The sequence below is a fragment of the Intrasporangium mesophilum genome (assembly GCF_054783095.1).
In genome coordinates this window covers 305,168-330,373 of record NZ_BAAGRF010000029.1, presented here as the reverse complement: position 1 = coordinate 330,373, position 25,206 = coordinate 305,168, and the positions used below count along the sequence as shown (strand labels likewise).

At 68.5% G+C, this 25,206-nt stretch carries 24 protein-coding genes and 2 tRNA genes; 15 read left to right on the top strand and 11 right to left on the bottom strand.

Going from position 1 to position 25,206, the window contains the following annotated elements:
* The first annotated feature begins 9 nt into the window (after positions 1 to 9).
* The 3 genes from ACYVLP_RS21415 to ACYVLP_RS21405 are packed head-to-tail and all read left to right on the top strand — an operon-like array spanning position 10 to position 1,515.
* The gene (locus ACYVLP_RS21415; protein ID WP_460629332.1) at positions 10 to 234 is read left to right on the top strand and encodes a hypothetical protein; all 225 of its coding nucleotides are present in this window, start codon (positions 10 to 12) and stop codon (positions 232 to 234) included.
* Positions 227 to 1,096 (top strand): RNA polymerase sigma-70 factor, encoded by an 870-nt coding sequence (locus ACYVLP_RS21410; RefSeq protein WP_460629331.1) that lies wholly within the window; start codon positions 227 to 229, stop codon positions 1,094 to 1,096. Before ACYVLP_RS21415 ends, ACYVLP_RS21410 begins: the two co-directional genes overlap by 8 nt.
* Before the next feature lie 23 nt (positions 1,097 to 1,119).
* Positions 1,120 to 1,515 (top strand): sigma-70 family RNA polymerase sigma factor family protein, encoded by a 396-nt coding sequence (locus ACYVLP_RS21405; protein WP_460629330.1) that lies wholly within the window; start codon positions 1,120 to 1,122, stop codon positions 1,513 to 1,515.
* 220 nt (positions 1,516 to 1,735) lie between these two features.
* On the opposite strand, the gene ACYVLP_RS21400 is transcribed toward ACYVLP_RS21405, so the two are convergent.
* On the bottom strand, positions 1,736 to 2,185 hold the full coding sequence (locus ACYVLP_RS21400) for a MarR family winged helix-turn-helix transcriptional regulator (RefSeq protein ID WP_460629329.1): 450 nt from the start codon (positions 2,183 to 2,185) through the stop codon (positions 1,736 to 1,738).
* A 77-nt stretch (positions 2,186 to 2,262) separates the two neighbouring features.
* On the opposite strand from ACYVLP_RS21400, the gene ACYVLP_RS21395 reads away from it, so the two are divergent.
* On the top strand, positions 2,263 to 2,637 hold the full coding sequence (locus tag ACYVLP_RS21395) for a VOC family protein (RefSeq protein ID WP_460629328.1): 375 nt from the start codon (positions 2,263 to 2,265) through the stop codon (positions 2,635 to 2,637).
* 99 nt (positions 2,638 to 2,736) lie between these two features.
* Here the strand turns inward: ACYVLP_RS21395 and lon are convergent, their stop codons facing one another.
* A complete protein-coding gene (gene lon, locus ACYVLP_RS21390; protein WP_460629327.1) occupies positions 2,737 to 5,076 on the bottom strand; it encodes an endopeptidase La in 2,340 nt (779 codons plus the stop codon).
* A 246-nt stretch (positions 5,077 to 5,322) separates the two neighbouring features.
* Positions 5,323 to 5,811 carry a MarR family winged helix-turn-helix transcriptional regulator gene (locus ACYVLP_RS21385; RefSeq protein ID WP_460629326.1) on the bottom strand — a complete coding sequence of 163 codons (489 nt, stop codon included), beginning with the start codon at positions 5,809 to 5,811 and terminating at the stop codon, positions 5,323 to 5,325.
* 104 nt (positions 5,812 to 5,915) lie between these two features.
* Between ACYVLP_RS21385 and ACYVLP_RS21380 the strand changes: the two genes are divergently transcribed.
* Together ACYVLP_RS21380 and ACYVLP_RS21375 are read left to right on the top strand one after the other, a co-directional pair.
* A complete protein-coding gene (locus tag ACYVLP_RS21380) occupies positions 5,916 to 6,497 on the top strand; it encodes an NADPH-dependent FMN reductase (protein ID WP_460629325.1) in 582 nt (193 codons plus the stop codon).
* Entirely contained in the window at positions 6,494 to 6,868 is a 375-nt protein-coding gene (locus ACYVLP_RS21375) for a DoxX family protein (protein WP_460629324.1), read from the top strand. Before ACYVLP_RS21380 ends, ACYVLP_RS21375 begins: the two co-directional genes overlap by 4 nt.
* Here ACYVLP_RS21375 and ACYVLP_RS21370 read toward each other — a convergent pair.
* Positions 6,778 to 7,092, bottom strand: a complete 315-nt coding sequence (locus tag ACYVLP_RS21370) for a flavodoxin domain-containing protein (RefSeq protein ID WP_460629580.1) — start codon at positions 7,090 to 7,092, stop codon at positions 6,778 to 6,780. The genes ACYVLP_RS21375 and ACYVLP_RS21370 overlap by 91 nt on opposite strands.
* 495 nt (positions 7,093 to 7,587) lie before the next feature.
* Between ACYVLP_RS21370 and ACYVLP_RS21365 the strand changes: the two genes are divergently transcribed.
* Together ACYVLP_RS21365 and ACYVLP_RS21360 are read left to right on the top strand one after the other, a co-directional pair.
* Positions 7,588 to 8,556 carry an NAD(P)-dependent alcohol dehydrogenase gene (locus ACYVLP_RS21365; RefSeq protein WP_460629323.1) on the top strand — a complete coding sequence of 323 codons (969 nt, stop codon included), beginning with the start codon at positions 7,588 to 7,590 and terminating at the stop codon, positions 8,554 to 8,556.
* Between the two features lie 219 nt (positions 8,557 to 8,775).
* On the top strand, positions 8,776 to 9,468 hold the full coding sequence (locus ACYVLP_RS21360; RefSeq protein WP_460629322.1) for a TRM11 family SAM-dependent methyltransferase: 693 nt from the start codon (positions 8,776 to 8,778) through the stop codon (positions 9,466 to 9,468).
* 302 nt (positions 9,469 to 9,770) lie between these two features.
* Here the strand turns inward: ACYVLP_RS21360 and ACYVLP_RS21355 are convergent, their stop codons facing one another.
* Positions 9,771 to 10,778, bottom strand: coding sequence for a hypothetical protein (locus ACYVLP_RS21355; RefSeq protein WP_460629321.1), 1,008 nt, complete (start codon positions 10,776 to 10,778; stop codon positions 9,771 to 9,773).
* 500 nt (positions 10,779 to 11,278) lie between these two features.
* On the opposite strand from ACYVLP_RS21355, the gene ACYVLP_RS21350 reads away from it, so the two are divergent.
* Positions 11,279 to 11,884: a hypothetical protein gene (locus ACYVLP_RS21350; RefSeq protein ID WP_460629320.1), complete on the top strand. Its 606-nt coding sequence runs from the start codon at positions 11,279 to 11,281 to the stop codon at positions 11,882 to 11,884.
* Between the two features lie 379 nt (positions 11,885 to 12,263).
* Here ACYVLP_RS21350 and ACYVLP_RS21345 read toward each other — a convergent pair.
* A tRNA-Lys gene (locus ACYVLP_RS21345) sits at positions 12,264 to 12,336 on the bottom strand.
* A gap of 174 nt (positions 12,337 to 12,510) precedes the next feature.
* Here ACYVLP_RS21345 and ACYVLP_RS21340 point away from each other — a divergent pair.
* From ACYVLP_RS21340 to ACYVLP_RS21325, 4 genes are all read left to right on the top strand, one after another.
* On the top strand, positions 12,511 to 13,296 hold the full coding sequence (locus ACYVLP_RS21340; protein WP_460629319.1) for a hypothetical protein: 786 nt from the start codon (positions 12,511 to 12,513) through the stop codon (positions 13,294 to 13,296).
* Positions 13,297 to 13,381: 85 nt separating this feature from the next.
* Positions 13,382 to 13,879 carry an acyltransferase gene (locus tag ACYVLP_RS21335; RefSeq protein WP_460629318.1) on the top strand — a complete coding sequence of 166 codons (498 nt, stop codon included), beginning with the start codon at positions 13,382 to 13,384 and terminating at the stop codon, positions 13,877 to 13,879.
* A gap of 229 nt (positions 13,880 to 14,108) precedes the next feature.
* The gene (locus ACYVLP_RS21330; RefSeq protein ID WP_460629317.1) at positions 14,109 to 15,704 is read left to right on the top strand and encodes a hypothetical protein; all 1,596 of its coding nucleotides are present in this window, start codon (positions 14,109 to 14,111) and stop codon (positions 15,702 to 15,704) included.
* A gap of 92 nt (positions 15,705 to 15,796) precedes the next feature.
* Entirely contained in the window at positions 15,797 to 16,414 is a 618-nt protein-coding gene (locus ACYVLP_RS21325; RefSeq protein ID WP_460629316.1) for a hypothetical protein, read from the top strand.
* A 186-nt stretch (positions 16,415 to 16,600) separates the two neighbouring features.
* On the opposite strand, the gene ACYVLP_RS21320 is transcribed toward ACYVLP_RS21325, so the two are convergent.
* Together ACYVLP_RS21320 and orn are read right to left on the bottom strand one after the other, a co-directional pair.
* Positions 16,601 to 16,676, bottom strand: a tRNA-His gene (locus tag ACYVLP_RS21320).
* A gap of 170 nt (positions 16,677 to 16,846) precedes the next feature.
* Positions 16,847 to 17,470, bottom strand: coding sequence for an oligoribonuclease (gene orn, locus ACYVLP_RS21315; RefSeq protein ID WP_452268979.1), 624 nt, complete (start codon positions 17,468 to 17,470; stop codon positions 16,847 to 16,849).
* Positions 17,471 to 17,557: 87 nt separating this feature from the next.
* On the opposite strand from orn, the gene ACYVLP_RS21310 reads away from it, so the two are divergent.
* Both ACYVLP_RS21310 and zwf read left to right on the top strand, forming a co-directional pair.
* Positions 17,558 to 18,751, top strand: a complete 1,194-nt coding sequence (locus ACYVLP_RS21310) for a PrsW family intramembrane metalloprotease (RefSeq protein WP_460629315.1) — start codon at positions 17,558 to 17,560, stop codon at positions 18,749 to 18,751.
* A 147-nt stretch (positions 18,752 to 18,898) separates the two neighbouring features.
* On the top strand, positions 18,899 to 20,302 hold the full coding sequence (zwf, locus tag ACYVLP_RS21305) for a glucose-6-phosphate dehydrogenase (RefSeq protein WP_460629314.1): 1,404 nt from the start codon (positions 18,899 to 18,901) through the stop codon (positions 20,300 to 20,302).
* A 109-nt stretch (positions 20,303 to 20,411) separates the two neighbouring features.
* Here zwf and ACYVLP_RS21300 read toward each other — a convergent pair whose 3' ends face one another.
* From ACYVLP_RS21300 to ACYVLP_RS21290, 3 genes are read right to left on the bottom strand one after another with little or no spacing between them, the layout of a single operon-like run.
* Complete coding sequence (locus tag ACYVLP_RS21300; protein ID WP_460629313.1) at positions 20,412 to 21,965, bottom strand: GMC family oxidoreductase; 1,554 nt, start codon at positions 21,963 to 21,965, stop codon at positions 20,412 to 20,414.
* A gap of 26 nt (positions 21,966 to 21,991) precedes the next feature.
* Positions 21,992 to 23,326: an NAD(P)/FAD-dependent oxidoreductase gene (locus ACYVLP_RS21295; protein WP_460629312.1), complete on the bottom strand. Its 1,335-nt coding sequence runs from the start codon at positions 23,324 to 23,326 to the stop codon at positions 21,992 to 21,994.
* Positions 23,323 to 25,185, bottom strand: a complete 1,863-nt coding sequence (locus tag ACYVLP_RS21290; protein ID WP_460629311.1) for a glycoside hydrolase family 15 protein — start codon at positions 25,183 to 25,185, stop codon at positions 23,323 to 23,325. The genes ACYVLP_RS21295 and ACYVLP_RS21290 overlap by 4 nt, the downstream gene beginning before the upstream one ends.
* Positions 25,186 to 25,206 lie beyond the last annotated feature (21 nt).

Sequence of the window (25,206 nt, the reverse complement as noted above, 5' to 3'; positions counted from 1 at the left end):
CTGCGAGACATGAGCGATTACGAGTTCCTGCACAGCCTCGAGGTGGAGGTCGAGACGCGCCTCGAGCTCGCCGGTCCGACCGAGCAGGCCGTGTATGCGGCCCTGCCGTCCGCCGAGTGGCAGATCGACCCGACCGACGTGGAACGTGAGGTCGTCGGTTTGAGAAACCTGATCGGGGCGATCGAGTCGTTGGAGTCGGACATCGCAGCGACCGGCCTCGACAAAGGTGTCTGACGACCTGGACGAGGCTGCCGCGACGTTCGATGCGGTCCGCCGCCGGCTGATAGGGATCGCGTACCGCATGCTGGGCAGTCACAGCGAGGCCGAGGACCTCGTGCAGGACGTGTGGATCCGGTGGCAGGCGGCGGATCGCGGCTCCGTGGTCAGCCCCGTGGCCTACCTGTCGACGGCGGTGACCCGGTTGGCGATCAACGAGCTCAAGACGGCGCGGGCGCGGCGCGAGACGTACATCGGTCCATGGTTGCCCGAGCCGGTCGATACCAGTGCCGACCCATACCTGGGCGCCGAGCGTGGCCAGGCGCTGAGCTTTGCCGTCCTGCTGCTCATGGAGAAGCTCACGCCTACTGAGCGTGCGGCATACATCCTGCGCGAGGCGTTCGACTACCCGTACAACGAGCTTGCCGGCATCCTGCAGACCACGGAGCCTGCGGTCCGCCAGCTCGTCAGCAGGGCACGCAGGCGGCTGGCTGCCGAACAGCGCCGAGAGATCAGTCCGACCCAGCAGCGGGAGCTGCTCGAGGCGTTCGTCGCCGCAGCCCGCTCTGGTGACCTCGCAGCGTTGGAGCGGCTGCTGGCCAAGGACGCCATCAGCTACTCCGACGGTGGTGGCGCCGTGCGCGCCTCACGGTTCCCCGTCGTCGGCGCGCTGCGGGTGGCGAAGTTCCACCGGGCCTTCGCCCCGCGGTTCTGGGTGGGCGTCGAGGTGCGCTGGGGCACGGCGAACGGTCAGCCGGTCGCGGTGCTGCACCACGACGGCGACGTCTTCGCGGCGCTCACGGTCACCGTCTCGACAGACGGAATCGAACAGGTGCTATGGATGATGAACCCGGTCAAGATCACCGCGATGACCGCCTGACCGTTCAGCCACAGGGAGCAGACGTGCATGGTGGAGCGGCCGACTCGGCGGGCGGCATACGCGATGAGGATCTGGTCGTCCTCACCTTCGCCGCGGCGTGCGAGGCCGGCAGCGTTTCGGCGCTTCGCGACCTGCTGGCGGCAGACGCGAGCGTCGTCACCGACACCGGCCGCTCGGCCGACACCGCCGTGCAGCCGCTGCGCGGCGCAGACGAGTGCGCACGGTTCGTGGTGGACCTGCTGAGCCAACATGCCGGCGCGACTCTCACCCTCGAGGCGGTGAACGGCCGGACCGGCGTTGCAGTGCGCAGGTTGGGCCAGCTCGTCGCGATGGTGACGCTCGGCGTCGTGGCGACAAAGATTGTCCACGTCTGGATCGTGCTGAATCCCGATAAGCTCCGGCACTGGCAGCACGGCTGATCGGAGCAGGCTCAGTGGGTGCGGGGTAAACCACACCGTGATCAGGGTGGCCGTATGCCGGTGTCCGCGTGCTCCCCGTGTTGAGTCCGTGCCCGCTAGTTATCGTCCAAAGGCGGACAGTTACGCGGCCGAAAGGGGCCCGTAATAGGTCCAGTCCGACGAGCAGTCGGCGCGAACGCCGTCGTGTGCCTGAGATGCGCCTGAAGGCATCGTCGTCGCTTCATCGTTCATGACTCAGGAGGGAGTCGCGACAGGAGGTGAGCATCGACTGAAGGTCGGCTCGCTGAGCTGGGCTCAGCCCTGCGGTCATGCGCTGGGCGATCCCGGCAATCTCCGCGTGCGCCTGGGAGAGCACGCCGAGCGCACGGGCGGTTGGGACGGTCGCACGTTCACGGCGAGGACCGGGCTTGTCTGACCGCTCCACCAGGCCGCGCTTCTCGAGTCCCTGAAGAAGGACGTTCATGGACTGGCGCGACACGAAGGTGCGGCGGGCCAGATCGGAGCTGGTGATGCCCGGATCGTCTCGCAGGTTCTGTAGACACGCGTACTGCGGAACGTTGAGCCCCAGCGGCCGCAGGGCCTCATCCATCCGTTGATGTAACACCGCCTGCGTCTCCTTGACCAACACGCCCAACTCCTCCGGCACCGTGCGACGCACCTGTTCGCTCATGTCAACAGTTTGACATATGGATCCGGTCAGTGTCAGACTATTGACACTGCCCTACTACAGACATGGAGGCGATCCCCATGAACAGCACAACGACCGGCCCCGATTTCGTGTCCTTCCAGGTCCGCGACCTTGCCGCCGCAGCGGCGTTCTACGAGAACACGGTTGGGCTCAACCGGCTGCCAGCGCCGAATCCGGAGGTGGCGGTGTTCTCCGCAGACGGTGTGTCGTTCGCAGTGCGCAAACCCTTCCCGGGTGTCGACCTCGACGCCGTCGGCCAGCTCGGGGCAGGCGTCGGCGTGTGGTTCCGCACCGACGACGTGGTCGGTCTGCACCAGCGGTTGATCGAGCAGGACGTGGCCATTTCCCAGGACCTGTTCGAAGGGCCCTTCGGCACCCAGTTCTCGTTCCGCGATCTCGACGGGTACGCGGTCACCATCCACTCCAGGGCCTGACCGGAGAGTGGCCGCCACCTTCGTGACGGCCACTCATCTGTCTTGCTGGAGCGGTCGACCGTGTCCCAGATCGCACTTCGTGCTGCGTTGCGCGTCCGGTCAAGCCGCGGTTGCGGCCGGACTGGTCGTGGTTGTGCTGTTCGAGCCCGCGGGCTCGAGGGCGGCGGCGAGGATCTCCTTGACGTCGGAGACCAGGCTCACGGTCACCGCCTCCAGGACCTCCTTCGGGACGTCGTCGAGGTCGGGCTCGTTGCGCTTGGGCAGGAACACCTCGGTCAAGCCAGCACGTTGCGCGGCGAGCAGCTTCTGCTTCACGCCGCCGATGGGCAGGACTCGTCCCGTCAGGGAAATCTCACCGGTCATGCCGACCTCGGCCCGCACCAGTCGGCCGGTCAGGAGCGAGACCAGGGCGGTCGTCATCGTCACGCCCGCTGATGGCCCGTCCTTGGGGACTGCGCCGGCCGGGAAGTGCACGTGTACCGGTCGGTCCAGCTGCGCCGGGTCGATGCCGAGCTCGTCGGCGTGGGCGCGGACCCACGAGAGCGCGATCTGCGCGGACTCCTTCATCACGTCCCCGAGCTGGCCAGTGAGGGTGAGGTTCTGCCTGTCGCCGGGGACCGAGGTGGCCTCGACGAAGAGAACATCTCCGCCCATTCCCGTGACCGCCAGCCCGGACGCGACACCGGGAACCGACGTGCGTTCCCGCGACTCGGGGGTGAACCTGGGGCGGCCGATGAGGTCTTTGAGGTCGTCCAGGTCGATGGCCACTGGGGTGTTCCTCAGTGATGCCTTCCGGAACGCCTTGGCCAGCAGCCGCTCCATCTGCCTCACGCCGGCTTCGCGGGTGTGGTTCGCGGCAATCTCCCGCAGCGCGTCGTCGGTGATGGTGACCTCGTCCGGGGTCAGCGCGGCGCGCTCGAGCTGGCGGGGCACCAGGAAGTCACGCGCAATGGCGACCTTGTCCTCCTCGGTGTACCCGTCGATGGTCACCAGCTCCATCCGGTCCAGCAGAGCCGGTGGGATGGTCTCGAGCACGTTCGCGGTCGCGATGAACAGCACGTCGGACAAGTCGAGGTCGAGCTCGAGGTAGTGGTCGCGGAACGTGTGGTTCTGCGCCGGGTCGAGCACCTCGAGCAGCGCCGCGGCCGGGTCGCCCCGGTAGTCCGAGCCCACCTTGTCGACCTCGTCGAGCAGCACGACCGGGTTCATCGACCCGGCCTCCTTGATGGCCCGCACGATTCGGCCCGGGAGCGCACCGACATAGGTGCGGCGGTGGCCGCGGATCTCGGCTTCGTCACGAACGCCACCCAAGGCGACCCGGACGAACCTACGGCCCAGGGCTCGGGCTACCGACTCACCCAACGATGTCTTCCCGACGCCTGGAGGGCCGGCCAGCAGAATGACGGCGCCAGAGCCACGGCCGCCGACGACCGACAGGCCACGCTCGGCGCGCCGGGCCCGGACCGCGAGGTACTCCACGATCCGCTCCTTGACCTCGTTCAGGCCGTGGTGGTCTTCGTCGAGCACCCCACGGGCGGCCTTGATGTCGGCAATATCCTCGGTCGTCACGCTCCACGGCAGGTCCAGGACCGTGTCGAGCCAGGTGCGGATCCAGCCCGCCTCGGGGTTCTGGTCGCTGGAGCGTTCCAGCTTGTCGACCTCGCGCAGCGCCGCCTCACGGACAGCCTCCGGCAGGTCGGCGGCCTCCACCCGCGCCCGATAGTCATCCGAGCCGTCCGGCTCGCCCTCACCGAGCTCCTTGCGGATTGCGGCGAGCTGCTGACGGAGCAGAAACTCGCGCTGGTTCTTCTCCAGTGACTCCCTGACGTCGGACTCGATCTGGTCGTTAACCTCGGACTCGGCCAGGTAGGTCTTCGTCCACTCGATGAGCAACGGGAGCCGCGCTGCCACGTCGGGCGTCTCGAGCAGCTGGTGCTTGCGCTCGGTCGACAGGTACGGAGCCCAGCCGGCAGTGTCGGCGAGCAGGTCTGGGTCGGTGATGGCGTTGATCGAGTCGATGATCTGCCAGGCCTCGCGCTTCTGCAGCAGCTCGACGACGAGCTTCTTGTAGTCGCCCGCCAGAGCGCGCAGCTCGTCGGTCACAGGTGTCGGGTCGACCGGTTCGGCCTCGACCCACAGGGCGGCGCCGGGGCCGGTCACGCCGACGCGGATGAGCGCACGTGAGCCGGTTCGTAACACCGCGGCTGGTGCGCCGCCGCGGAACGTGCCGACCTTCTCGACCTGCGCGACCACGCCGTATGAAGGGTAGGCGCCGTCGAGGCGGGGTGCTACGAGGAGTTCGGGGGTGCCGCCGTTGGCGGCAGACTGTGCCGCGTCGACCGCCGCGCGTGCTCCGTCGGTGAGCTCGATCGGCACGACCATCCCCGGCAACAGCACTACGTCGTCGAGGAACAGCACCGGAAGTTGTTTCGAGGTCATCAGAGTCCTTGTCACAAGTTGAGTTGTCCTCACTCAACCCTGGAATCTGGCCTGTTGTTCCCGGTGGCACCTCCAGAAGGGTGGCGCTGCCTATGACCAGTGGGCGACCAGTTCGCCACGTGGGCCTTGGCGGTGTTGGCGAGCATGACGGTGATGTGCCAGTTTGGGTCGACACGGGTCAGTCGAGCTGGGGAGACGCGAGGTCCTGCGCTGGCCGCAATGTGTGGTCGAGAAACGAGCCCGTGCTCAGCACGTCTCGTCATCGAGTCGGCCCAGGATCTGGCGGGCTGCGTCGCGTAGGGCGTGCTGCGCGCCCGTGTCGAGGGCATCGAAGACGAGGCCGCGTACGCGTTCGACGTGCCCCGGCGCCGCCTGGACGAGGTAGTCGTAGCCGGCGTCGGTGAGGATCGCGTTGGTGAACCGGCCGTCGCTCGGATCGGGCTCGCGGCGCACCAGGCCGCGTTTCTCGAGGCGGGCCATCAGGTGAGAGAGCCGAGAGAGCTCGGAGTTGGCCAGGACCGCGAGCCGGCTCATCCGGATGGTGCGGTCCGGCTGGTCGGACAGGCCGGCCAGGACGTAGTACTCGACGAAGCCCAGGTCCGAGTCGCACTGCAGCTGACTGCTCAGGGCCGCCGGCAGCCTGGCAAGCAGCAGGTTCAACGCCTGCCAGGTTTCCAGCTCGTCGGAGGTCAGCCAGCGCGCTTTGCGCGTCGACGGCCTCTGGCTTCCACCCATGCGCCCAGTGTAGGGCCCCGTCGCCCATGACTTGAACATTCATGTGTTCTGATGGACCATGGCTGTTACATGAACATTCAAGTCAAATCTGAAGGAGAAGCCCCGTGAGGGATCTGAAGATCGCCGTCATCCTCGGCAGCACCCGCCCCGGTCGCAACGGCAAGGCGGTGGCCGACTGGGTGATCGAGCAGGCCCAGGGCCGTTCCGGCGCGACCTACGAGCTGGTCGACCTGCTGGACTACCCGCTGCCGCACCTGGACGAGCCACTGCCCGCGGCGACGGGCCGCTACCAGCACGAACACACCAAGCAGTGGGCGGCGACCGTCGCCCAGTTCGACGGGTTCGTGTTCGTCACCCCGGAGTACAACCACTCCACCAGCGGGGTCCTGAAGAACGCCATCGACTACCTGCAGGCCGAGTGGCACAACAAGGCAGCCGCGCTGGTCGGGTATGGCGCCGTCGGTGCCGCCCGCGCGGTCGAGCACCTGCGCAGTGTGCTCAGCGAGGTCCAGATCGCGCATGTCCGGCAGGCGATGGCGTTCTCGTTCTTCACCGACTTCGAGAACTTCTCGGTCTTCACGCCCGCCGACCTGCACAAACAATACGCCGGTGTGATGTTCGACCAGCTCGAGGCGTGGGCCGGCGCGCTCAAGCCCCTGCGCGCAAACCAGGAGGCCGCGGCGTGAACGTCGTCGTCTGGATCGTCACCGTGCTGCTGGCCGCGGTCTTCCTTGCCGCGGGAGTTATGAAGCTGACCAGGGCGCAGTCCGAACTGGTCCGGGCCGGGCAAGGCTGGGCGGGTGACCTCCCGGCAGGACTCGTCAAGGGCATCGGCGTCGCGGAGGTGCTCGGGGCCATCGGCCTCATCGTCCCAGGCGTGTTCGGCGTCGCCACCTGGCTAGTGCCGGCGGCGGCGATTGGTTTCGCGATCGTCATGGTCGGCGCGGTCATCACGCATGGACGACGTCACGAGTACCCGAACGTCATCGTCAACCTCGTGCTGCTCGCCCTGGCGCTCTTCGTGGCGATCGAGCGGATCGGCCCGCAGAGCTTCTGAGCGCCGCCGAAAAACGCGACCTTGTCGGCGTGCCAGCCGGTCTCTTCTTCGAACTGGTCGATGTACCCCTCGCCCTCCCGCCGGTGGCCGTAGGCGGCAAGGCTCACCGAGAAGAACGCCGAGGGAAGGCGTGCCAGAGTGTCCAGATTCTTCTGGACGAAGTGCACCACGTGCGCCCTTGGGTGCGCCGCCAGGCGATATGACGCTCCGCGAAAGACCCTCAGCGGAGACTGTCCACTCGTACCGTGTGCGAGTAGAACCGTGGATCACTACCAGGAGTAGTCGTGGCACTGTGGCCAGCACGGCGAAGGACCAAGGGATGGATCGGCTCCGCCGACGAGGCGATGCAGCTCGACCCGACCTTCGTTCCCTCCTGTGACTACGTTGCCTGGAACCACGACAACACGACAATCCTTTGCCACCGGGAGGCGACCCATCGACACGTGATCCGTGCCGGAAGGGACGCTGGGAGCGGCGAGCTCGTCACGTCAGCGCTCTTCTTCTGCGATGAGCACTCAGAGGCGTGGGCAACTGAGAACCCCAATCGCACCATCAGCACGGAGGCGCTGCAGCGATGAAGCCAGCGTGCTCCAGGTGCAACACCGTGAGACAGTGGCCTGCCCGTGAGGCGGGGAAGTGACGCACCTTCCCGCGTCGTTTGGGTGGGCCTTGGTGCCGTTACGTGTTTATGGTGCGGCCATGAGGTGGTGCGCCGCGGGGTGGGGATCGGCGTGAGGGCGGCCGTCTATGACCGGTACGGGGGGCCCGATGCCGTGCGTGTCGAGGACGTTCCTTTGCCGCGGCCCGCCCCGGGGCAGGTGAGGGTGAAGATCGCAGCCACTTCTGTCAATCTCAGCGACTGGGAGGGGCTGCGCGGATCGCCCGCGTACGCTCGCCTCGGCGGTTGGCGTCACCCGACGCGTCGCATCCTCGGATCTGACATTGCCGGCGTGGTCGACGAAGTCGGTGACCGGGTCGCCCGCTTTCGGCCCGGCGACGAGGTGTACGGCGACAATCTCGCGATGATGGGTGGATTTGCGGAGTTTGCGCTGGCCTCAGAATCGGCTATGACTCACAAGCCGGCCCAGCTGACGTTCGCGGAGGCGGCGACGCTGCCGCAGGCGGGGGCGATAGCTCTGCAGGGCACGCAAAGAGCGGTCGCGGGCAGCCGGGTCCTTATCAACGGCGCGGGCGGGGGGTCAGGAACCTTCGCGATCCAACTGGCCAAGCGGCTCGGCGCGCACGTGACCGGTGTCGACAATGCCGCCAAGCAGGCCTTCATGCGGTCGGTGGGGGCGGACGAGGTGATCGACTACCGGCGGGACGACTTCACCCGGACGAGCCAGCCCTACGATCTGATCCTTGACCTTGTCGCGCACAGGTCGGTCCTGGCCTACCGGCGCGCGTTGGCACCCGGTGGCACGTATCGATGCGTGGGCGGGTCGGTGCGCGCCCTGCTGCGCGTGGTCACGCTCGGCTGGGCGGTCGGCCGAGTCACCGGTCGCTCTCTGGGCGTGCTCGTGGTCAAGGAGGGTCCGGCTCATTTCGACCCGATCGCCGAGCTGTGCGTCAGAGGTGAGGTCAGGATCCACATCGACCGCACCTTCAGGCTCGACGAGGTTCCCGCCGCGCTTGCTCATGTCGGTGAGGGTCGGGCACTCGGCAAGGTCGTTGTCGTTTCCGCCTAGTCGCAAGAAACGTGCCCCCGTGCGGCCAGAGGGCGCTGGCCCGTCGACCGCTCGTCACCAGCGCGCCCAGCGGTGGTGCGGCGCAGCTCGTCGTCGACGCGTCCGGCCCAGGCCCGAGCCCCAGCTCGGGTGAAGATCCCCCGGGGGCCGGCATGGACGCGTGGCAGCAGGCCGGGGGCCGAGGTCGTCACCGGCTGACGCGCAGGCCAAGATAGGCCCATGAATGACGGCACGTCGGCGGCCACTGGCCGCGGGCCGAACGGTCTGCCGCCGTATCTCACTGCTACCGCAGCGGAGCTCGCGGCCGAGCGGGTCGCCGGGGCAGACGAGGACGTCCACTTCACCGAACGCCTCGCGTCGGAGGTCATCACCCGCCTCTCGGGGCCGGGTGACCGTGTCCTCGACCCGTTCGCCGGGTTCGGCACAACCCTGGCAGTCGCTCACCGCCTCGGCCGCACGGCGGTCGGCGTAGAACTGCTGCCCGAGCGGGTCGAGCTCGTGCGGTCGCGGGTCCCCGAAGCGACCATCATCGAGGGCGATGTGCGCGGCCTGCACCGGCTCGTCACCGAGCCGGTCGACCTCTGCCTCACGTCGCCGCCCTACCTCACCGCCAACGACCACCCGCACGACCCGCTGAGCGCCTACACCCGGATCGGTGGGGACTACGGCACCTACCTTCGGGACCTGGCTGCGATCGTCCGGGACGTCCGCGACCTCCTCCGGCCGGGCGGTTACCTCGTCCTCAACGTCGCCAACATCCGCCACGCCGGCCACACGACGACCCTCGCGTGGGACGTTGCGAGAACCGTGAGCCGGGTGCTGCCCTTGCTCAGCGAGACCGTCATCTGCTGGGACACGCTCCCGCACGACCTCACCGGCGACTACCTGCTCACGTTCCGCGGCGAAGGGTGAGCCGAGAGCGGGAGCCGGCCCAGCGGCATACGGGCAGGTCGTATTCCGCTGGGGCCGGGACTGCGCTTCCATACCCGGGTGCCGGGCTCAGCCGCGTGTAGGCCCCGTGTCGCGTCCTTGCTCGCTGCTACCCGTCCAAAGTCGAACGGTTACGCGGCCACAAGGTGGTTGTGTCTTCGACGTCTACAGAGTGGCATGCAGCGCGGAGTGCTTCGCTCAGATTCGGCGGCGAGGCCGACCGACCGCGACGCCGTGCCAGCTCGTACGCCGTGTGCGTGGTCCTGCGACAGACCTCGCGAGAGTCACTTCGGCGTCGAGACGGTGCCGTAGCCGACCGGTGTGGCGGTGGTGAAGGTCAGGCTTTTCGACGGACATCCTTGCTGCGGCAGCGTGATCACGGTGGGGGCGTCGGCGGTGCCGCCCGTCCGAAGAGCCTGGACGCTGCTCGCCTTGCACCCCAGGGCAGACTTGCCCGCACTGTTGAGAGTGAGCGTGACCAGACTGACGTTCGCACTGTCCGGGGGTTTCGGGTTAGGCGCGAGGGCGAGGCAGATGACCCCGGAGGCGATGAACACGACGGCGAACCCAGCAGCCCATTGCGCCGCCAGGTATCGTCTGCGCACCTCGTCCGAGGCGGCCAGCAGGTAGGCCTGCTCGCGAACCGCGAGCCGACGAGTCACCTGCTGCCTCCAGATGTCGACGCGTCCCGCGCTGGCGGTCGCCCGCGCCTCCGCCGCCACGGCCTCGCGCTCTTTGAGCGAGGCTGTCAGGCGCGCCTCGGCCGCGTTACGTTCCTGTGCCTCGTCGTTCGGCGACGCCTGCGCCAGCGCCTCGGACTCCTCGGCGATCGCAGCCAGGCCCTGCGCCTCTACCTTCAGCTCAGTCGCTGCTTCAGACTGGGTGTCGAAACGCTCCTCGGCGTCGATCAGGCTCTTACGCGCGCCCTCCAGCTCGTTGTCGAGCTGGATCCAGTCGGGAATGGTCACGGCCGGCAGGCGGGAGAGCTGGACCTTCTCTCGCACCTTGCTCTCCTCCAGGCCCACCGGCGCGACGACTCGCGCGAACCCGAGCACCCCGATCAGGGCGCCGGTCGCCGCGAGGATCACCCCGATGCCCAGCAGCCACCCGTTGAAGCCGGCGTCTCCAGGACTGCGGAGGATCGCGCCGAGGACCGCCAGGGACGGGATGGCACCAAGCGCCAAGGCCAGCCACCGCGAGGCGGTCCTCGTGCCTTCGGCTGCGTGGAGCGCGTCGTCGACGACGGTCGCGGCCTCGCTCGTCGAGGCGGTCGAGCTCGTGTCGTCAGCCATCGACTACTCCTCGGGAGCTCGAGAGGGTAGGACGCCGGTCGTCCCGTCGAGGCCGCGCTCGCCGGCCTTGGGGATTCCGCGAAGGCGTTCATGAATGATCCGACCAGGCGGCCGAACGACATCCACCAGCAGCTGCGGCATGTGGTTGCTCCGTCCCCGGTCGAGCCCTTTGCCGAAAAGGGTACTGAAGCACCCGTTTCACATGGGGGGAATCGGATCTTGGCCTTGTGCTCCACTCATCCGCGAGGGCGTCGAGTTGACCCAGCGTGAAAGCACGGTCCGGGCGATGGTCATCGGGGTGGCCTCGGCAAGACGTCGTTGCTGGACGGTCTTGCTGTCGCCGGGATCGTTTCGGCTCACGCGGGCGAGCATCGGGCGATCGCTGCGGCGATCTGCTCGAGGCTGTTGGTGAGTTGTGACCGCTCTGCCGTCCTTCCGGAGGCCACCGCGGCACCTTACGTGCGGGACACGCGCGGACGGAGTCGAGCTGAGACGCGGGATTGGCGCGATTCGAGGACTCGGAGCAGGTTGGCCCGGATGATCGGCGCATGGACAAGTCCATTCATCCCGACGGCCCGTCGCCGGAATACCTCAGGCTTGTGGGCACCCCTAGTCGCGAAATGGCTGGGATCATGCGGCGTGGCGAGGCACCCGACGTCCAAGCAATCTCGGGCTGGGAGTGGCGCGGCACGAACCTGCCGGCCGCATCGGCGCGGCTACTCGGAATACGGCGCTTCATCAAAGGCTTCCACGCGGTCGACGATCGGTTCGCGGGGTACAACGTCTCGGTGGCCGGCAGCGTCCTCGAGTCGCCGTGGCTTGAGCGGCGGCAGCGTGACGGTCGGCGCGAGTGGGCGCGTTTCGCCGTCGCGGCGGTCGACGCGATCACTATCGATAGCCGCCACAGCGACGCCTTGCTCCTGGACTACGGCGCGGTCGATGCGCCAGAGCCGGGGCTCGCTCGGCGGTTGCGGGACTTCGTGGTGCGGGTGTCGCCCGGCTCGGACGAGATCCTGCTCGGTCATGCCTTCATAACGGTGGGCAGCCGGACTCTCGCCGTCGGCTGGTTCGTTCTCGAACGGCTCCAACCGATCGCCGGGGACTGACGGGGTTCCCATCGCGTCATGCCGTCGGCACGACCAACCCGGTGCCACGCCGCGGCTTCGTCGGCTGGTGTGCGTCGCGTTGCGGCCGGGTGCGCCCGCGGGCAGAGGGGTCGCGGATCGGAGCATGTTCGTGAAGCCTGCCGGCGTCGAACCCCGAGACCTTGCGATACGAGTCACACCGCGCGCCCGCACCCGTCACCGCTCCGTGAGGCTCCGTGAGGCCGATGGGCAGCATCCGTGACGGTTGGTCGTTGCCCGTTGGTGCTCGTCGTCGCCCTGTCGCGGGGGAAAGCGGATGGTAACGCGGCCCTGGACGCCGAAAGCCCGAGAGTGACGAGCACTCTCGGGCAACAACGAGGCTGTGACCAGCACTGACGAGTGCGCCGCCAGGGACTCGAACCCCGAACCCAGTGATTAAGAGTCACTTGCTCTGCCAATTGAGCTAGCGGCGCAACGGAGGGAAACGTTAGCAGTCGCCCATGGTCCCGACAAAATCGGTTCGGACCCCCCGAACCGCCTGTTACGCGACCCCCCGGACGGGGCATGTGGATGGCGAGGCGCGCAGTCATTGAGGGATGGCTGCGCGCCCGCGACCATCCATGCCTGCGTCATGTACGCTCCGCGCCATGTCTCGCCTCGCGGCCTTCGCCGTGCCCGTCGCCGTGTCCCTTGTCGCACTCACCGCCGCATGCTCAGGACCGGGCGCTCCAGCAGCTTCTCCGGCCACCTCGGTGCCCGCATCCTCAGCCGCCGCGACAGCGACCGAGAGCCCCACAAGCAGGCCCAACGCGACCGCGACGACGCAGTCCCCCCAGGCGCGGTCGCGGACGAAGGCCGAACTCGAGGACGCCCTGCTGACGCTCGATGACATGCCGTCCGGCTTCTCGGCAGAACCTGTCGGCTCGGACGAGGGCGGTGCGCCGCGGATCACCTCGACGAACCCCAAGTGCGCCGAGTTCGTCAAGTACTCGAACGCCGAGAAGGCTCCGGGATCACTCGCCAGCGCCTCGGCTTCCTTCTCGGGCGGCCAGGACGGACCGTACATCGACGAGTACCTCGACGCCCTCGGCAAGCCTGCGAACGTGGCGGCGCTCCACAAGAAGCTGAAGGCCGCGGTGGCCTCGTGCTCCAAGGTGACACTGACGCTGCCGGGCGTCGGCAAGTCCACGATGCTCGTCCGGGCCGTCAAGGCTCCGGCCGTCGGTGACGCCCCGGTCGCCTTCCGGGTGACTGCTGACGGCGGCGCCCTCGACGGGTTCGAGCTGACGCAGGTTCTCGTCGGTGCTTCGGACGTCGAGATGACCATGGTGTTCATCGGTGCCTACCCCGAGGAGATCGAGGGCGCGACCCAGGCCGCACACGAGAAGGCGACCGCCAAGCTGGGTGTCTCGGCCGGACAGCTGAGCAGCTGACCGACGGCGACACGAGACGGTCGCTCGCCCGTCTACTGGGGAGGCGGGCAGTTCGCCTTGCCACCAAGGTGGGGGAGGTATCGCGGTGGGGCTGGGGCTGAAGACTGCTGCGCTCGAGGCCCTGAGCAGGGTGCCGATGTCCGCGGCCGTGCCCGATCGGCATCGGTGGCGGATGCTTCGGTGGCTCGGTTGGCAGGGGGTCGCCGAGTCGTGGATCAGCGCCGGCTGCCGGTTCACCGGCAAGGACCTCCACCTGGCGTACTGCTTCCTGAACCGTGAGGTGTTCATCGAGGCCGAAGCCCCGGTCAGGATCGGCCGGAACACCCTGATCGGTCCGCGCGTCACGATCATCACAGCGACTCATGAGATCGGTGGCCCCGACTTTCGGGCAGACCGACTCACCCACCTCCCGGTCACGATCGGCGACGGATGCTGGATCGGGGCGGGCGCGACCATCCTCGCGGGAGTGAGCGTGGGGGAGGGGTGTGTCGTCGGGGCGGGTGCGGTCGTCACTCGGGACGCCGATCCTCACGGCCTCTACGCGGGCGTCCCCGCCAGGCGGGTCAGAGACCTCGACGCCTGAACCCTCGAACGCCGAGAGGCTCCGGTAGCGCCCGTTGCAAGCGCCAGCTGCCCAGGTCGCCGTATGCCGTCCGCTGCTCCTCGCGGGGGACCGCTGGCTCCCCGGTCGCCGGGTACGTCAAAACCCCGACAGCCGCCAACCGGCGGAGCACACTGGAGCCAACGAAGCAGTGGCCTCGTGGTCGAGCGCCGATCGGCCCCAGATTCAAGCGGCGTCGACCGGAGGAAACATGAAGCGATCCCGTGCCCTGTTGTCGGCCGGTCTGCTGGTAGCGGCGGCCGTCCTCGCAGCCCCGCAGGCTTCGTCGGGAAGCCCAGGCGGGTCGATAGCGCCCCTCTGCGAGCGGCATCCGACGTTCTGTCCCGACCCGAGCTCTCGTCAGGACTACGAAGGCGACTACGTCGGCCACGACGAGCCTGCCCTGCTGTTCTACTCGAACCGCGCCGGATCCGGGAACACGAACACGTGGCAGCTCCGGCTTCCGCAGGAGGCGCCGACACTGCCGAAGCAGGACGGGACCGGTGGGACGTGGAACTTCCAGCGCAGCATCGCGTTCTGGTTCGGCATGGATCTGTGCGAGACGCAGAGCTATCCCAACCCCGGCGTGCCGTGCACGCCGGACTCGGACGCAAACATCAAGGACAGCAGCGACCACGCCTCACCGGACTGGATGGGCAACCACGTGGGGTCCGGCTTCCTGGAGCTGCAGTTCTATCCGCCCGGCTGGGTGCCGGAGCCGAACGTGTCCTGCGACCGGACCAAGTGGTGCGCTGCGATGGCCGTGTTCGGCCTGTCCGCGACCCGCACCCAGGTGAACAACGCCGACTGCCTGAACCGCGCGGGTGAGGAGTGGGCGGACTTCGCGTTCATCACCAAGAGCGGCGCACCCCAGGCGCCCCCGGACCCGCTGAACGCGACCGCGGCGACCTTCACGCCTGATCCTGCGCGGGTGCTGCTCATGGACGCCGGCGACTCGCTGCAGATCTCGATCCACGACTCTCCGTCCGGGCTCGTCAACTCGATCAGCGACCTGACCAGCGGACAGAGCGGGTCGATGACCGCCAGCGTCGCGAACGGTTTCGCACACCCGCTGTTCCAGCCGTCGGCGGCCACGTGTACCGAGGAGCCGTACGCGTTCCACCCGATGTACAGCACATCGAGCGAGCACACGATCGTGCCCTGGACGGTGCACACCTACAACGCGTCCTTCTCCGACGAGATCGGCCACTTCGAGTACTGCGACCACGCGAACGTGCAGGGCAGCTGCGTCAACCCGGGCGTCGGTGAGGCGAAGAAGGATGCAGATGACACCGGCTGCTTCAACGCCAGTGCCTCCCTGCTTGCCCCGGTCGGTGGCTGCATCGGGACCGAGTTCGACTTCGATGGGACGTCGTATCAGCGCGACTGGTCCGGCACCCTCGCCGACCCAGCGCAGGACCGGCTGTTGCACTCGGAGTCCTTCGTGGTCACGAGCCCACAGACCAACGGCCACAACTACAGCCGGATGTCGTTCGAGGCGGACCTGCCGGCCATCGAGCCGTGTTCGCTGGACGGAACCGGCTGTGTCAACCCACCAGCGGGCGCCCAGTTCTACCCCATCTACTCGACCCGGTCTGGCCCCCAGGGCGGATGTGCGTGGCAGGAAGGAGGGACCTTCATTCCCGGCACGACGAACACGTTCGGAGGCAGCTCGACCGCCGAGTACGGCCCCCAGCTGGCGACCTACTACCCAGGCGATCCCGGTTTCCCCGAGGGCACCTTCGTGGAGAACTTCCGCAACGTGCTGCCGGACAACCCATGCGTGAGCAGCGGCCGTCTCCCGTAGGCCAGGGCCGACGCGGCGTCGATCCGTGACTATCGACGATCACGGGTCGCTACCGCGTTGCGTCCTGGCAGGCGAGGCGTCATGGTGAGCACGTGCGGTTCCTCGTCGGAGCGTTGGTCGGCCTGGTCTTCGTCGCGGGCTGCTCGGCACCGTCGATCCAGCCACCCCCCACCTCACCCCGGACCTCACCCCTCTCCTCACAACTGACCTCGGGCGCGGAGGGCACACCCCCCGGCTCCAGCGTCGAGGCGGGTATCCCGCTGGACTGCAACGCGATCGGCGACGAGCTACCTACACCCGACCGCCTCGTCGTCCTCGGCCGGGTCGCGCTGCCCTCGGTGCGGGCACCCGCCCTGCAAACGGCCCGACAGCCGGATCACGCGTCTCCGCTCTTGGCCTACTTCGCCAAGACGGGTCTGGGGTTCAAACGCGGGAGCCACTGGAAGCTGAGAGTCGCACCCGAACATCTCGCGCACCTACGCATCGGCTGGGGATCGCCCGGTGTCCCGACGACGCTCGTTGTCCCGCCCACGACCTGCAACCCTGCCTCTGGCACCGGGTGGCTGTGGTACCCCGGCGGCTTCTGGACCGATCGTCCCGGCTGCTACGCGGTTGTGGTGCAGATCGGCGACCAGAGCAGGCGCGTCCCCGTCGGGGTGGGCGCTCCGTGTCCGGGACAGAAGCCGCCACTGGAGCCGTCCGATCGCTGACGGCGCGTTTCCGGTTGGCAGCGTTTGGCATGGCAGGGCAGCAGTGGCAGAGGCACCCGTGACCTGGGTGCGTGACCGCGGGCCCACGTAGACCCGAGTTTCTGTGTCCATTGCTTAGATGGCTTCACGACAACGGCCCCCGATCCGCGTTTCCGCAGGTCAAGGGCCGTTATCACCAACTCGATGTGGGGTGAGCGACGGGACTTGAACCCGCGACCACCTGGACCACAACCAGGTGCTCTACCAGCTGAGCTACGCCCACCATGCAGACCACGAGCCGAGCCTTCATCGGCTCGGCGTCGTGAGACAGCGTCGCCAATCGTACATGCTCGGACGGGGTGCTCGTGACCACCCCGCCGGGCGGCATACCCGGGCACGGCGCCCACCGGCATACTGCCACCGAGTGCCCCGGGGCGAGCCCGGCGGGCGCCTTCAGTGCTCGATGACGTGTGCAGTGGCGAGCGCCTTGGCGGTCGCGCTGTCGGGCCCCGGCGGCGGGACGAAGACGGCCTCGCGGTAGTAGCGCAGCTCGGCGATGGACTCGCGGATGTCGGCGAGGGCGCGATGACCACCCGACTTCTTCGGTGCGTTGAAGTAGACGCGCGGGTACCAGCGGCGCGACAGCTCCTTGATCGAGCTGACGTCGATGATGCGGTAGTGCAGGTACGACTCCAGCACCGGCATGTCGCGGGCGAGGAAGCCGCGGTCGGTGGCCACGGTGTTGCCCCCGAGCGGGGCCTTGCGCGGCTCGGGCACGAAGGTGCGCACGTAGTCGAGCACGATGTGCTCGGCCTCCTGGATCGAGACCCCGCCGTCGAGCTCCTCGATCAGCCCGGAGGTGGTGTGCATGTCCCGGACGAAGTCGTCCATCTGCTCCAGCGAGTCGGCCGGAGGCTTGATGACGACGTCGATGCCGTCGCCCAGCTGGTTGAGCTCGAAGTCGGTCACGAGCGCGGCCACCTCGACGAGGGCGTCGGACTTCAACGACAGGCCCGTCATCTCACAGTCGATCCAGATGATCCGGTCGGCGATGGCGCGGTGGTTCGTGTCGCTCACCGCTCCACCATAGATGCTGGGCGGCCTCGCCCGGACCGGTCAGGCCCGACCCGGCTCCAGGGCAGGTTGCTGCACTAGCCTGCCGACATGACTGCAGGGGATGCGTCACACGGCCCTTCCGACAGCGTTGGCACGAGCGGCCAGCTGCCGCAATGGAGTCCGGCGCCCAACCCGACCCGGCGGCCGATGCTTCGCACGGCCATCACGATCGGCATCATCGCCTCGCTGTTCCTCGCCTGCCTGCTGCTTCTGGTCAGCATCGTCGGCGAACGACTCGGCGCCCAGACCATCCTCGTCTCGGTCCTCATGGCCATCATCCCGCTGTTCATCATCGTGCCGACCTACCTCTGGCTCGACCGCTACGAGGCTGAGCCGGTCAGGTACCAGGTGGGGGCGTTCCTCTGGGGTGCGGTGGTCGCTGTCGTGGGGGCGTTCTTCCTCAACACCTTCGGACTGAAGCTCCTCGTCGAGGCCCGCTGGACCGAGCCCCTGGAGACCGGCGCGGTCTATCTGGCGCCTGTCACGGAGGAGACGCTCAAGGGCCTGGGCATCCTGCTCATCTTCCTGCTCCGGCGGCGCGAGTTCGACGGGATCATCGACGGCATCGTCTACGCAGGCCTGATCGGCGCCGGCTTCGCGTTCAGCGAGAACATCCTCTACCTCGGCCAGGCATACACCCTCTACGGGGACGAAGGGCTCACCTCGACCTTCATCGTCCGCTGCCTCATGGGGCCGTTCGGCCACCCGCTCTTCACGTCCTGCATCGGCATCGGGATCGGCATCGCAGTGACCACGCGAAACCCCGTCGTCCGGGTCCTCGCGGTCGTGGTCGGCTGGGTCTGCGCGATCGTCCTGCATGGCCTGTGGAACCTGTCGGCCCTGGCCGGCATGGACGGCTTCGTCGAGGCGTATGCCACGTACCAGGTGCCGCTCTTCCTGGCGTTCATCGGTTTCCTCGTGTGGCTGCGTCGTCGTGAGGGCAGGCTCATCGGGCAGTACCTCTCGCCGTACGCCGACGCCGGCTGGCTCACCTATGGCGAGGTGACGATGCTCTCCAGCATCCAGCTGCGCCGGGCCGCGCGGGACTGGGCGAAGCAGACCGGAGGCAAGGCGGCCAAGCGATCGATGGACTCCTTCCAGGACAGCGCCTCCGATCTCGCGCTGCTTCGCTCGCGCCTCGTCCATGGGACGGCCGAGTCCAACGCGTCCGAGCGCGAGATGGTCCTGCTCAACGCGATCACCGCCCACCGGCGCGACTTCGTCGGCTCACCCGTCACCTGAAGCCGGCCTCACCGGCTGGCTCCGGAAATCATCCGGGGCGGATGACGCACGAACCGGTCCCGTCGGACATCGTCGTGGAGATGAGACCCAGGTGAGCGCCCGGGACGTCCGCGCGCCACCGCCCACTCATGACGGGAGAAGCATCCGATGGCGCCGACAACCCTCACCGAGCCGAAACCGGCGGATGTGCTCGTCATCTTCGGCATCACGGGCGACCTCGCCCGGGTCATGACCTTCCGGTCGCTCTATCGGCTCGAGCGCCGCGGGCTGCTCAGCTGCCCGATTGTCGGCGTCGCCGTCGACGACTGGAGCCGCGAGCAGCTCGTCGAGCGCGCCCGGACCTCGATCGAGGGCACCGGGGAGACGCTGGACCCGTCCGTCTTCGACCGGCTCGTCGCCCGGCTGTCCTACGTGAGCGGCGACTTCAACGCGCCGGACACCTATGCCGCGGTGGGCAAGGCGATCGCGGGCGCGCAGACGCCGGTGTTCTACCTGGAGATCCCGCCCTTCCTCTTCGGTCGCGTGGTCAAGGGGCTCTCCGAGGCCGGCCTGACCGACAGCGCCCGGGTGGTGGTCGAGAAACCGTTCGGTCACGACCAGCAGTCGGCGCGGGCCCTCGCCGAGGAGCTGCACACCTACATCGACGAGTCGCAGCTTTTCCGGATCGACCACTACCTCGGCAAGATGGGGCTCGGCGAGATCCTCCAGCTGCGTTTCGCCAATGCGATCCTCGAGCCGATCTGGAGCCGGCAGTACGTCGACTGTGTGCAGATCACCATGGCCGAGGACTTCGGGGTCGAGGACCGCGGCCACTTCTACGACCCGGTGGGCGCCCTGCGTGACGTCGTTGTCAACCACCTCATGCAGGTTGTGGCGGCTGCCGCGGCCGAGCCGCCGTCGCGCGGGGATCCCTTGACTCTCAAGGAGTCCCAGGTCGCGCTCTTCCGCGCGATCGAGGAGGCCGACCCGGCGCACTACGTGCGGGGGCAGCACACCGGATACCGGGACATCGCCGGTGTCGCCCCGGACTCCCAGACGGAGACGTATGCCGCACTCCGCCTCGACATCGAGAACTGGCGTTGGGCGGGCGTGCCGTTCTTCATCCGCACCGGCAAGCTGCTCCCTGTGACCCAGACCGAGGTCCGGCTCGTCTTCCGGCGCCCGCCACGCCTCGGGTTCGGCGGTGTGGACTTCACTCCCGAGGCCAACATGCTCGTCGTCAAGCTCGACCCGATGACCGGCATTCGCATCCAGGTCGATGCCCACCGGGCCGACATGGCGAAGGTCGCGCCGATCACCCTCGACATGGAGTTCGCCGAAGAGGGCGGTGAGGGCCCGACCCCGTACGAGGTGCTGCTGAATGCCGCGATGACCGGGGACACCATGCGCTTCACGCGGCAGGACGCCGTCGAGGAGACGTGGCGCATCATGCAGCCGTTGCTCGACGCGCCGCCGCCGGTTCATCCCTACGCCCCGGGCTCGTGGGGGCCGACGGAGGCTGAGGCCGTGACAGCGCACCACGGCGGGTGGCGTGACCCCTGGATCAGCTGACCCGATCTGACAACACACCGGGCAACGGCCATCACCGCTGGTTATTTCCGGCGGAGTTGGCGGTTGCTCGGTGTGTTGCCGGGGGGAGATGCGCCGGACGCGAAGCGGGTCAGGCCAGGCGCGCGACCAGGTGGTCGCCGACGCGCAGCGCGTTCGCCATCGCGGTGAGGGCCGGGTTCACGGCACCGATGCTGGGGAAGAAGCTCGTGTCGACGACGTAGAGGTTGTCGACCTCATGGGCCTTGCAGTCGCGGTCGAGCACGGAGGTGGCGGGGTCGGTCCCGAACCGCACGGTGCCGGCCTGGTGTGCACAGCCCGCCACGGGCACGTCGTTCTTCATGTAGACGTCTCGGGGGACGAGGTGGTGGGGGTGCATCCCCAGGCGGCTCAGGTGCTTCTTCACCCGCCGGTAGAGCTGCTCCATCGGCTCCTGGTTGTTCGGCTTGTAGTGCAGGTGCACCTTGCCGTCGCCGTCGAGCGTCACCCGGTTGTCGGGGTCGGGCAGGTCCTCGACCGACAGCCAGAAGTCGACGGCGTGCTCGGCGACATCGCGTAGGGCGAACATCGGCGCGAGCGCGGCCTCGATCGGCTTCTCACCTCGGTACATCGGCGCCGACGACTTGCCGACCATCTGCAGGTTGCCCATCGGGTAGTCGAAGTCGGCGTCGCCGAAGTAGTAGTCGTTGAGGCCCAGCGTCTTCTGGAACCTCGTGTCGTTCTTCTCGGTCGACACGGCCAGGAACGCTCGGCTGTTGTGGAACACGTAGTTGCGCCCGACCTGGTCCGAGCCGTTGGCCAGGCCGTTCGGGTGGCGGTCGTTCGCGCTCGCCAGCAGGAGCTTGGCGGAGTTGACCGCGCCGGCCGAGACGACGACCACGTCGGCGGCGAACCGCTGCTCCTCGCCGTCGACGTCAGCGACCACCGACGTGACGGTCCGCCCGGACGCGTCCGTCTCGAGCCGGCGCACGCGCGCGTTGCGCAGCAGGGTGACGTTGTCGTAGCCGATGGCTGGGCGCACGGCAATGACGTCGGCATCCGACTTGGCGTGCACGAGGCACGGGAACCCGTCGCACGTCGCGCAGCGGATGCAGGCGCTGAACGCAGGGCGGCTCTCGTCGAGCATCACGCCCGACGGCGAGTGGAACGGGTGCAGGCCCACCGCCTGCATGTCGTCGAAGAGCTTCTGGATGCGCGGCTCGTGCGAGACGGGAGGGTACGGATACGGCGCCGACGCCGGCGGCTCGGTCGGGTCCTGACCGCGGGCCCCGTGCACTTGGTAGAGCTCCTCGGCCTGGGTGTAGTACGGCTCCATCACGTCGTAGCCGATGGGCCACGCGGGGGACAGGCCGCCGTGGTGCTTCAGCTCGCCGAAGTCGCGCTCGCGCAGCCGGTAGAGGGCGGCGCCGTAGAACTTCGTCGCGCCGCCGACGTAGTAGTGCACCTGCGGCTGGAAGGCCTTGCCGTCACTGTCGAACCACTGCTCGGGCGAGACGTACCGGTTGTCGACGAAGACGGCCTCGGCATCCCAGTTCTGCGGCTCGCGCGGCAGCCAGTCGCCCCGCTCGAGGATGAGCACTCGCTTGCCGGATGGTGCGAGCCGGTGAGCGAGGGTGCCCCCGCCGGCCCCGGATCCGACGATGATGACGTCGTAGTGGTCGGACATGTCTTCGCTCCTCCGATAGGTCAGGGTCAGGGCGTCGATGAACCGCCGGGCTCGACCGAGATGGTCGGCATGTCCACGTCCTCGTCCCCCCAGGCGATGCGCCTGGGCGTCGAGGATCCTTCGACGATGGCGGCATGGTCGCGGTCGAAGTAGTCCCACGCCCAGGACAGGAAGGCATCGGTCTTGCTGTGCGCCCCGCTGAGCAGCATCGCGTGGACGCCGAGCCAGGCGGCGAAGGCCACCGGTCCTTCGACCTGGTGGCGGTGGTGGCCGACCTCGGCGACGGCGGCGTTCCGGCCGATCATCGCCATGATGCCCTTGTCCTTGTACTGGAACGCCGTCGGCTCCTGGCCGCGCAGCCCGCGCAGGATGTTGCCCGCTGCCCAGCGCCCGGACTGCTGGGCTACCGACCCGAGCTGGGGAAGGGTCCCACCGCCCGCCGCGGGGATGTTCGCGACGTCGCCGACGGCATACACCTGCGGGTGACCGGGCAGCGTGAGGTCGGGCTGCACGTCCAGCCGCCCACCGCGGCCGGTGGCGAGCCCGCTGGCCTGCACGACGGCCGCGGCCGACTCGCCGCCACCCCAGACGACCGTAGGGGTATGCAGCGTGGTGCCGTCGTCGAGGTCCACGCCGTGTGGGTGCACGGCCTTGACCCCGGTCTGGAGCCGCATGACGGCGCCTTCGCGGGTGAGCTTCTGGTGGGCGTACTCGTGCGACTTGTCCGAGAACGCCCCGAGCACCGTCTGGCCACGGTCGACCAAGGTGACCGTCCCGGGTCGCGGGATCGCCTTGGTCGCCGCCAGCGCCGCCATGAGCTCGGTGAGAGCCCCGGCAACCTCGACGCCGGTGGGGCCGCCGCCGACGACGACCACGTCGAGCGAGGCCACTGCATCGGGGTCCGCGGTGGCCGAGGCAGCCTCGATCAGCGCCTGCAGGTGACGGCGCAGCCGCTCTGCGTCGGCGACCGAGTAGAGCGGGTAGGCGTGGTCGGCGGCACCCGGCACGCCGAAGAACTCCGGCCTCCCTCCCGCAGCGAGAACCAGGTGCGACCCGGCGACCGTGTCTCCGTTCCCGAGCGTCACGCTGGGCCCCTCGATGTCGACCGCGACGACCTCCTCGGTCCTCAGGTCCACGGACGGGTAGTCGCGGAAGATCACGCGGTGGGGCCGGGCGATGTCCTCGGCGGGCAGCTGCGAGGTCGCGACCTGGTAGAGCAGCGGCTGGAACTGGTGGTAGTCGTTGCGGTCGACCAGAGTGACACGGATCCCTTCGTCACCCAGCCGGTGGGCACAGGCGACGCCCGCCAGCCCGCCGCCCAGGACCACGACGTGCGTGCTCTGCGCTGGCCGATCGGTCACAACGACAGCTCCTCCCGGAAGTCGGCGAGGATGATGCGCCCGGCCGCCTCGATGAGCGCGAGGTGGGAGAACGCCTGCGGGAAGTTGCCCAGGTGCCGGGCCCGATCGACCTCGAACTCCTCCGCGTAGAGACCCAGCGAGGACCTGATCCGCAGCAGGCGCTCCATGAGGGCTCGGGCGCGGTCCATCTCCCCGACCATCGCGAAGGCGGACACCAGCCAGAACGAGCAGATGAGGAACGTGCCCTCCTTGCCGGAGAGGCCGTCGTCGGTCTCGTCGGTCCGGTAGCGCAGCACGAACCCGTTCTCGGTCAGCTCGCTGTCGATCGCCTCGACGGTGTTGCGGATCCGTTCGTCCGTGCCCGGTAGGAAGCCGAACAAGGGGGCCAGCAGCGTCGAGGCGTCGAGGGCATCGGTGTCGTAGTGCTGGCGCAGGACACCGCGATCGCTGACCCCGCGGGTGAGGATGTCCTCGCGGATCTCCTCGGCGGTCGACTGCCACTGCTCGGCCAGCTTCTCGTCGTTCCGGATGCCGGCCAGCCTGGCGGCGCGGTCGAGGGCCACCCACCCCATCAGCTTCGACGAGACGTAGTGCTGGGGCTTGCCGCGAGCCTCCCAGATCCCCTGGTCGGGCTCTTGCCAGACCGCCGTTGCGCACTCGGCCTGCGACTGGACGAGGGGCCACAGGCGAAGCGGCAGATGTTTGCTGCGGATGGTGTGCAGCAACAGCGAGTCGAGCACCGCCCCGAACACGTCGTTCTGGCGCTGGTCGAAGGCGCCGTTGCCGATCCGCACCGGGCGCGCGCCCTCGTAGCCGCCGAGCTCGTCGCGGGTCGTCTCGGTCAAGTCCCGGCGCCCGTCGATGCCGTACATGATCTGCAAGGCCCCGTCGGGGTTGGGCTCGAGGTCCGCGACGAACTGCATGAACTCGTCGGCCTCCCAGTCGAGGTTCAGGTAGTGCAGCGCCTGGAGGGTGAAGGTCGTGTCCCGGATCCAGGTGTAGCGGTAGTCCCAGTTGCGCTCACCGCCGGGGGTCTCCGGCAGTGACGTCGTCAGGGCCGCGACGGTCGCGCCGGTCGGCATGTAGGTCAGGCCCTTGATGGTCAGGGCGGACCGCTCGAGCGGGTGGCGGAGCGGGTGGTCGGGCACCCGGGCGCGCGCCAGCCACTTGCGCCAGAAGCGGACCGTCGCGGCGATCCGCGCCTCGGCGTCCGCCACGTCCGTCGGCGAGGCGAGTCCCTCGGCCCACGAGAGGCTGCAGAACGTCTTGTCACCCTCCTGGAGCAGGTGCCGGGCGCGGACGGCTCCGCCTTCGATCCCGACGAGCATGTCGGTGCTGAGGCGGAAGACCTTTCCCGCAGCGGCCGCGTCGGCGGCATGGTCGTCGTCGCCCACGATGGTCCACTGGGCGCGTTCGCGTCCGTAGTCGAAGGCGGGCTCGCAGACGAGCTCGACCTCGACCGAGCCCTCGATGCACTCGGCAATCCGGACCAGCAGGTGGTCGGCATCGTCATCCGAGGGCGGCCGCGTGTGTGGCGTCACCGTGTCGGGACCGCGTCGCGGGCCCATGGTCAGCGCGTCGTGGACGGCGAGCCAGCCGCTCGGCGTGTGCCAAGTGGTCGTCATGACGTTGGTGCCGGGGACGTAGTAGCGCGCGTTCGGCACGTTGATGCCATAGGGGCCGAACCGGAACGAGCCCGCTCCGCGGTCGAGCAGGTTGCCGAAACAGCTGGGCGCATCGAAGGCCGGGATGCAGAGCCAGTCGATCGAGCCGTCCGGCGCGACGAGGGCGCCGGTGTGGCAGTTGGACAGGAACGCGTAGTCGGCGATCGGCGGGAATGGTGACGTCGTGGCGCTCATGTCGGGGGCTCCTCACACGTG

Coding starts and splice junctions, on each gene's coding strand:
- ACYVLP_RS21340 (WP_460629319.1), top strand. CDS start 12,511: ATGTCTCGCCTCGCGGCCTTCGCCGTGCCCGTCGCCGTGTCCCTTGTC.
- ACYVLP_RS21395 (WP_460629328.1), top strand. CDS start 2,263: ATGAACAGCACAACGACCGGCCCCGATTTCGTGTCCTTCCAGGTCCGC.
- ACYVLP_RS21385 (WP_460629326.1), bottom strand. CDS start 5,811: ATGGGTGGAAGCCAGAGGCCGTCGACGCGCAAAGCGCGCTGGCTGACC.
- lon (WP_460629327.1), bottom strand. CDS start 5,076: ATGACCTCGAAACAACTTCCGGTGCTGTTCCTCGACGACGTAGTGCTG.
- ACYVLP_RS21400 (WP_460629329.1), bottom strand. CDS start 2,185: ATGAGCGAACAGGTGCGTCGCACGGTGCCGGAGGAGTTGGGCGTGTTG.
- ACYVLP_RS21330 (WP_460629317.1), top strand. CDS start 14,109: ATGAAGCGATCCCGTGCCCTGTTGTCGGCCGGTCTGCTGGTAGCGGCG.
- ACYVLP_RS21310 (WP_460629315.1), top strand. CDS start 17,558: ATGACTGCAGGGGATGCGTCACACGGCCCTTCCGACAGCGTTGGCACG.
- ACYVLP_RS21300 (WP_460629313.1), bottom strand. CDS start 21,965: ATGTCCGACCACTACGACGTCATCATCGTCGGATCCGGGGCCGGCGGG.
- zwf (WP_460629314.1), top strand. CDS start 18,899: ATGGCGCCGACAACCCTCACCGAGCCGAAACCGGCGGATGTGCTCGTC.
- ACYVLP_RS21415 (WP_460629332.1), top strand. CDS start 10: ATGAGCGATTACGAGTTCCTGCACAGCCTCGAGGTGGAGGTCGAGACG.
- ACYVLP_RS21360 (WP_460629322.1), top strand. CDS start 8,776: ATGAATGACGGCACGTCGGCGGCCACTGGCCGCGGGCCGAACGGTCTG.
- ACYVLP_RS21355 (WP_460629321.1), bottom strand. CDS start 10,778: ATGGCTGACGACACGAGCTCGACCGCCTCGACGAGCGAGGCCGCGACC.
- ACYVLP_RS21290 (WP_460629311.1), bottom strand. CDS start 25,185: ATGAGCGCCACGACGTCACCATTCCCGCCGATCGCCGACTACGCGTTC.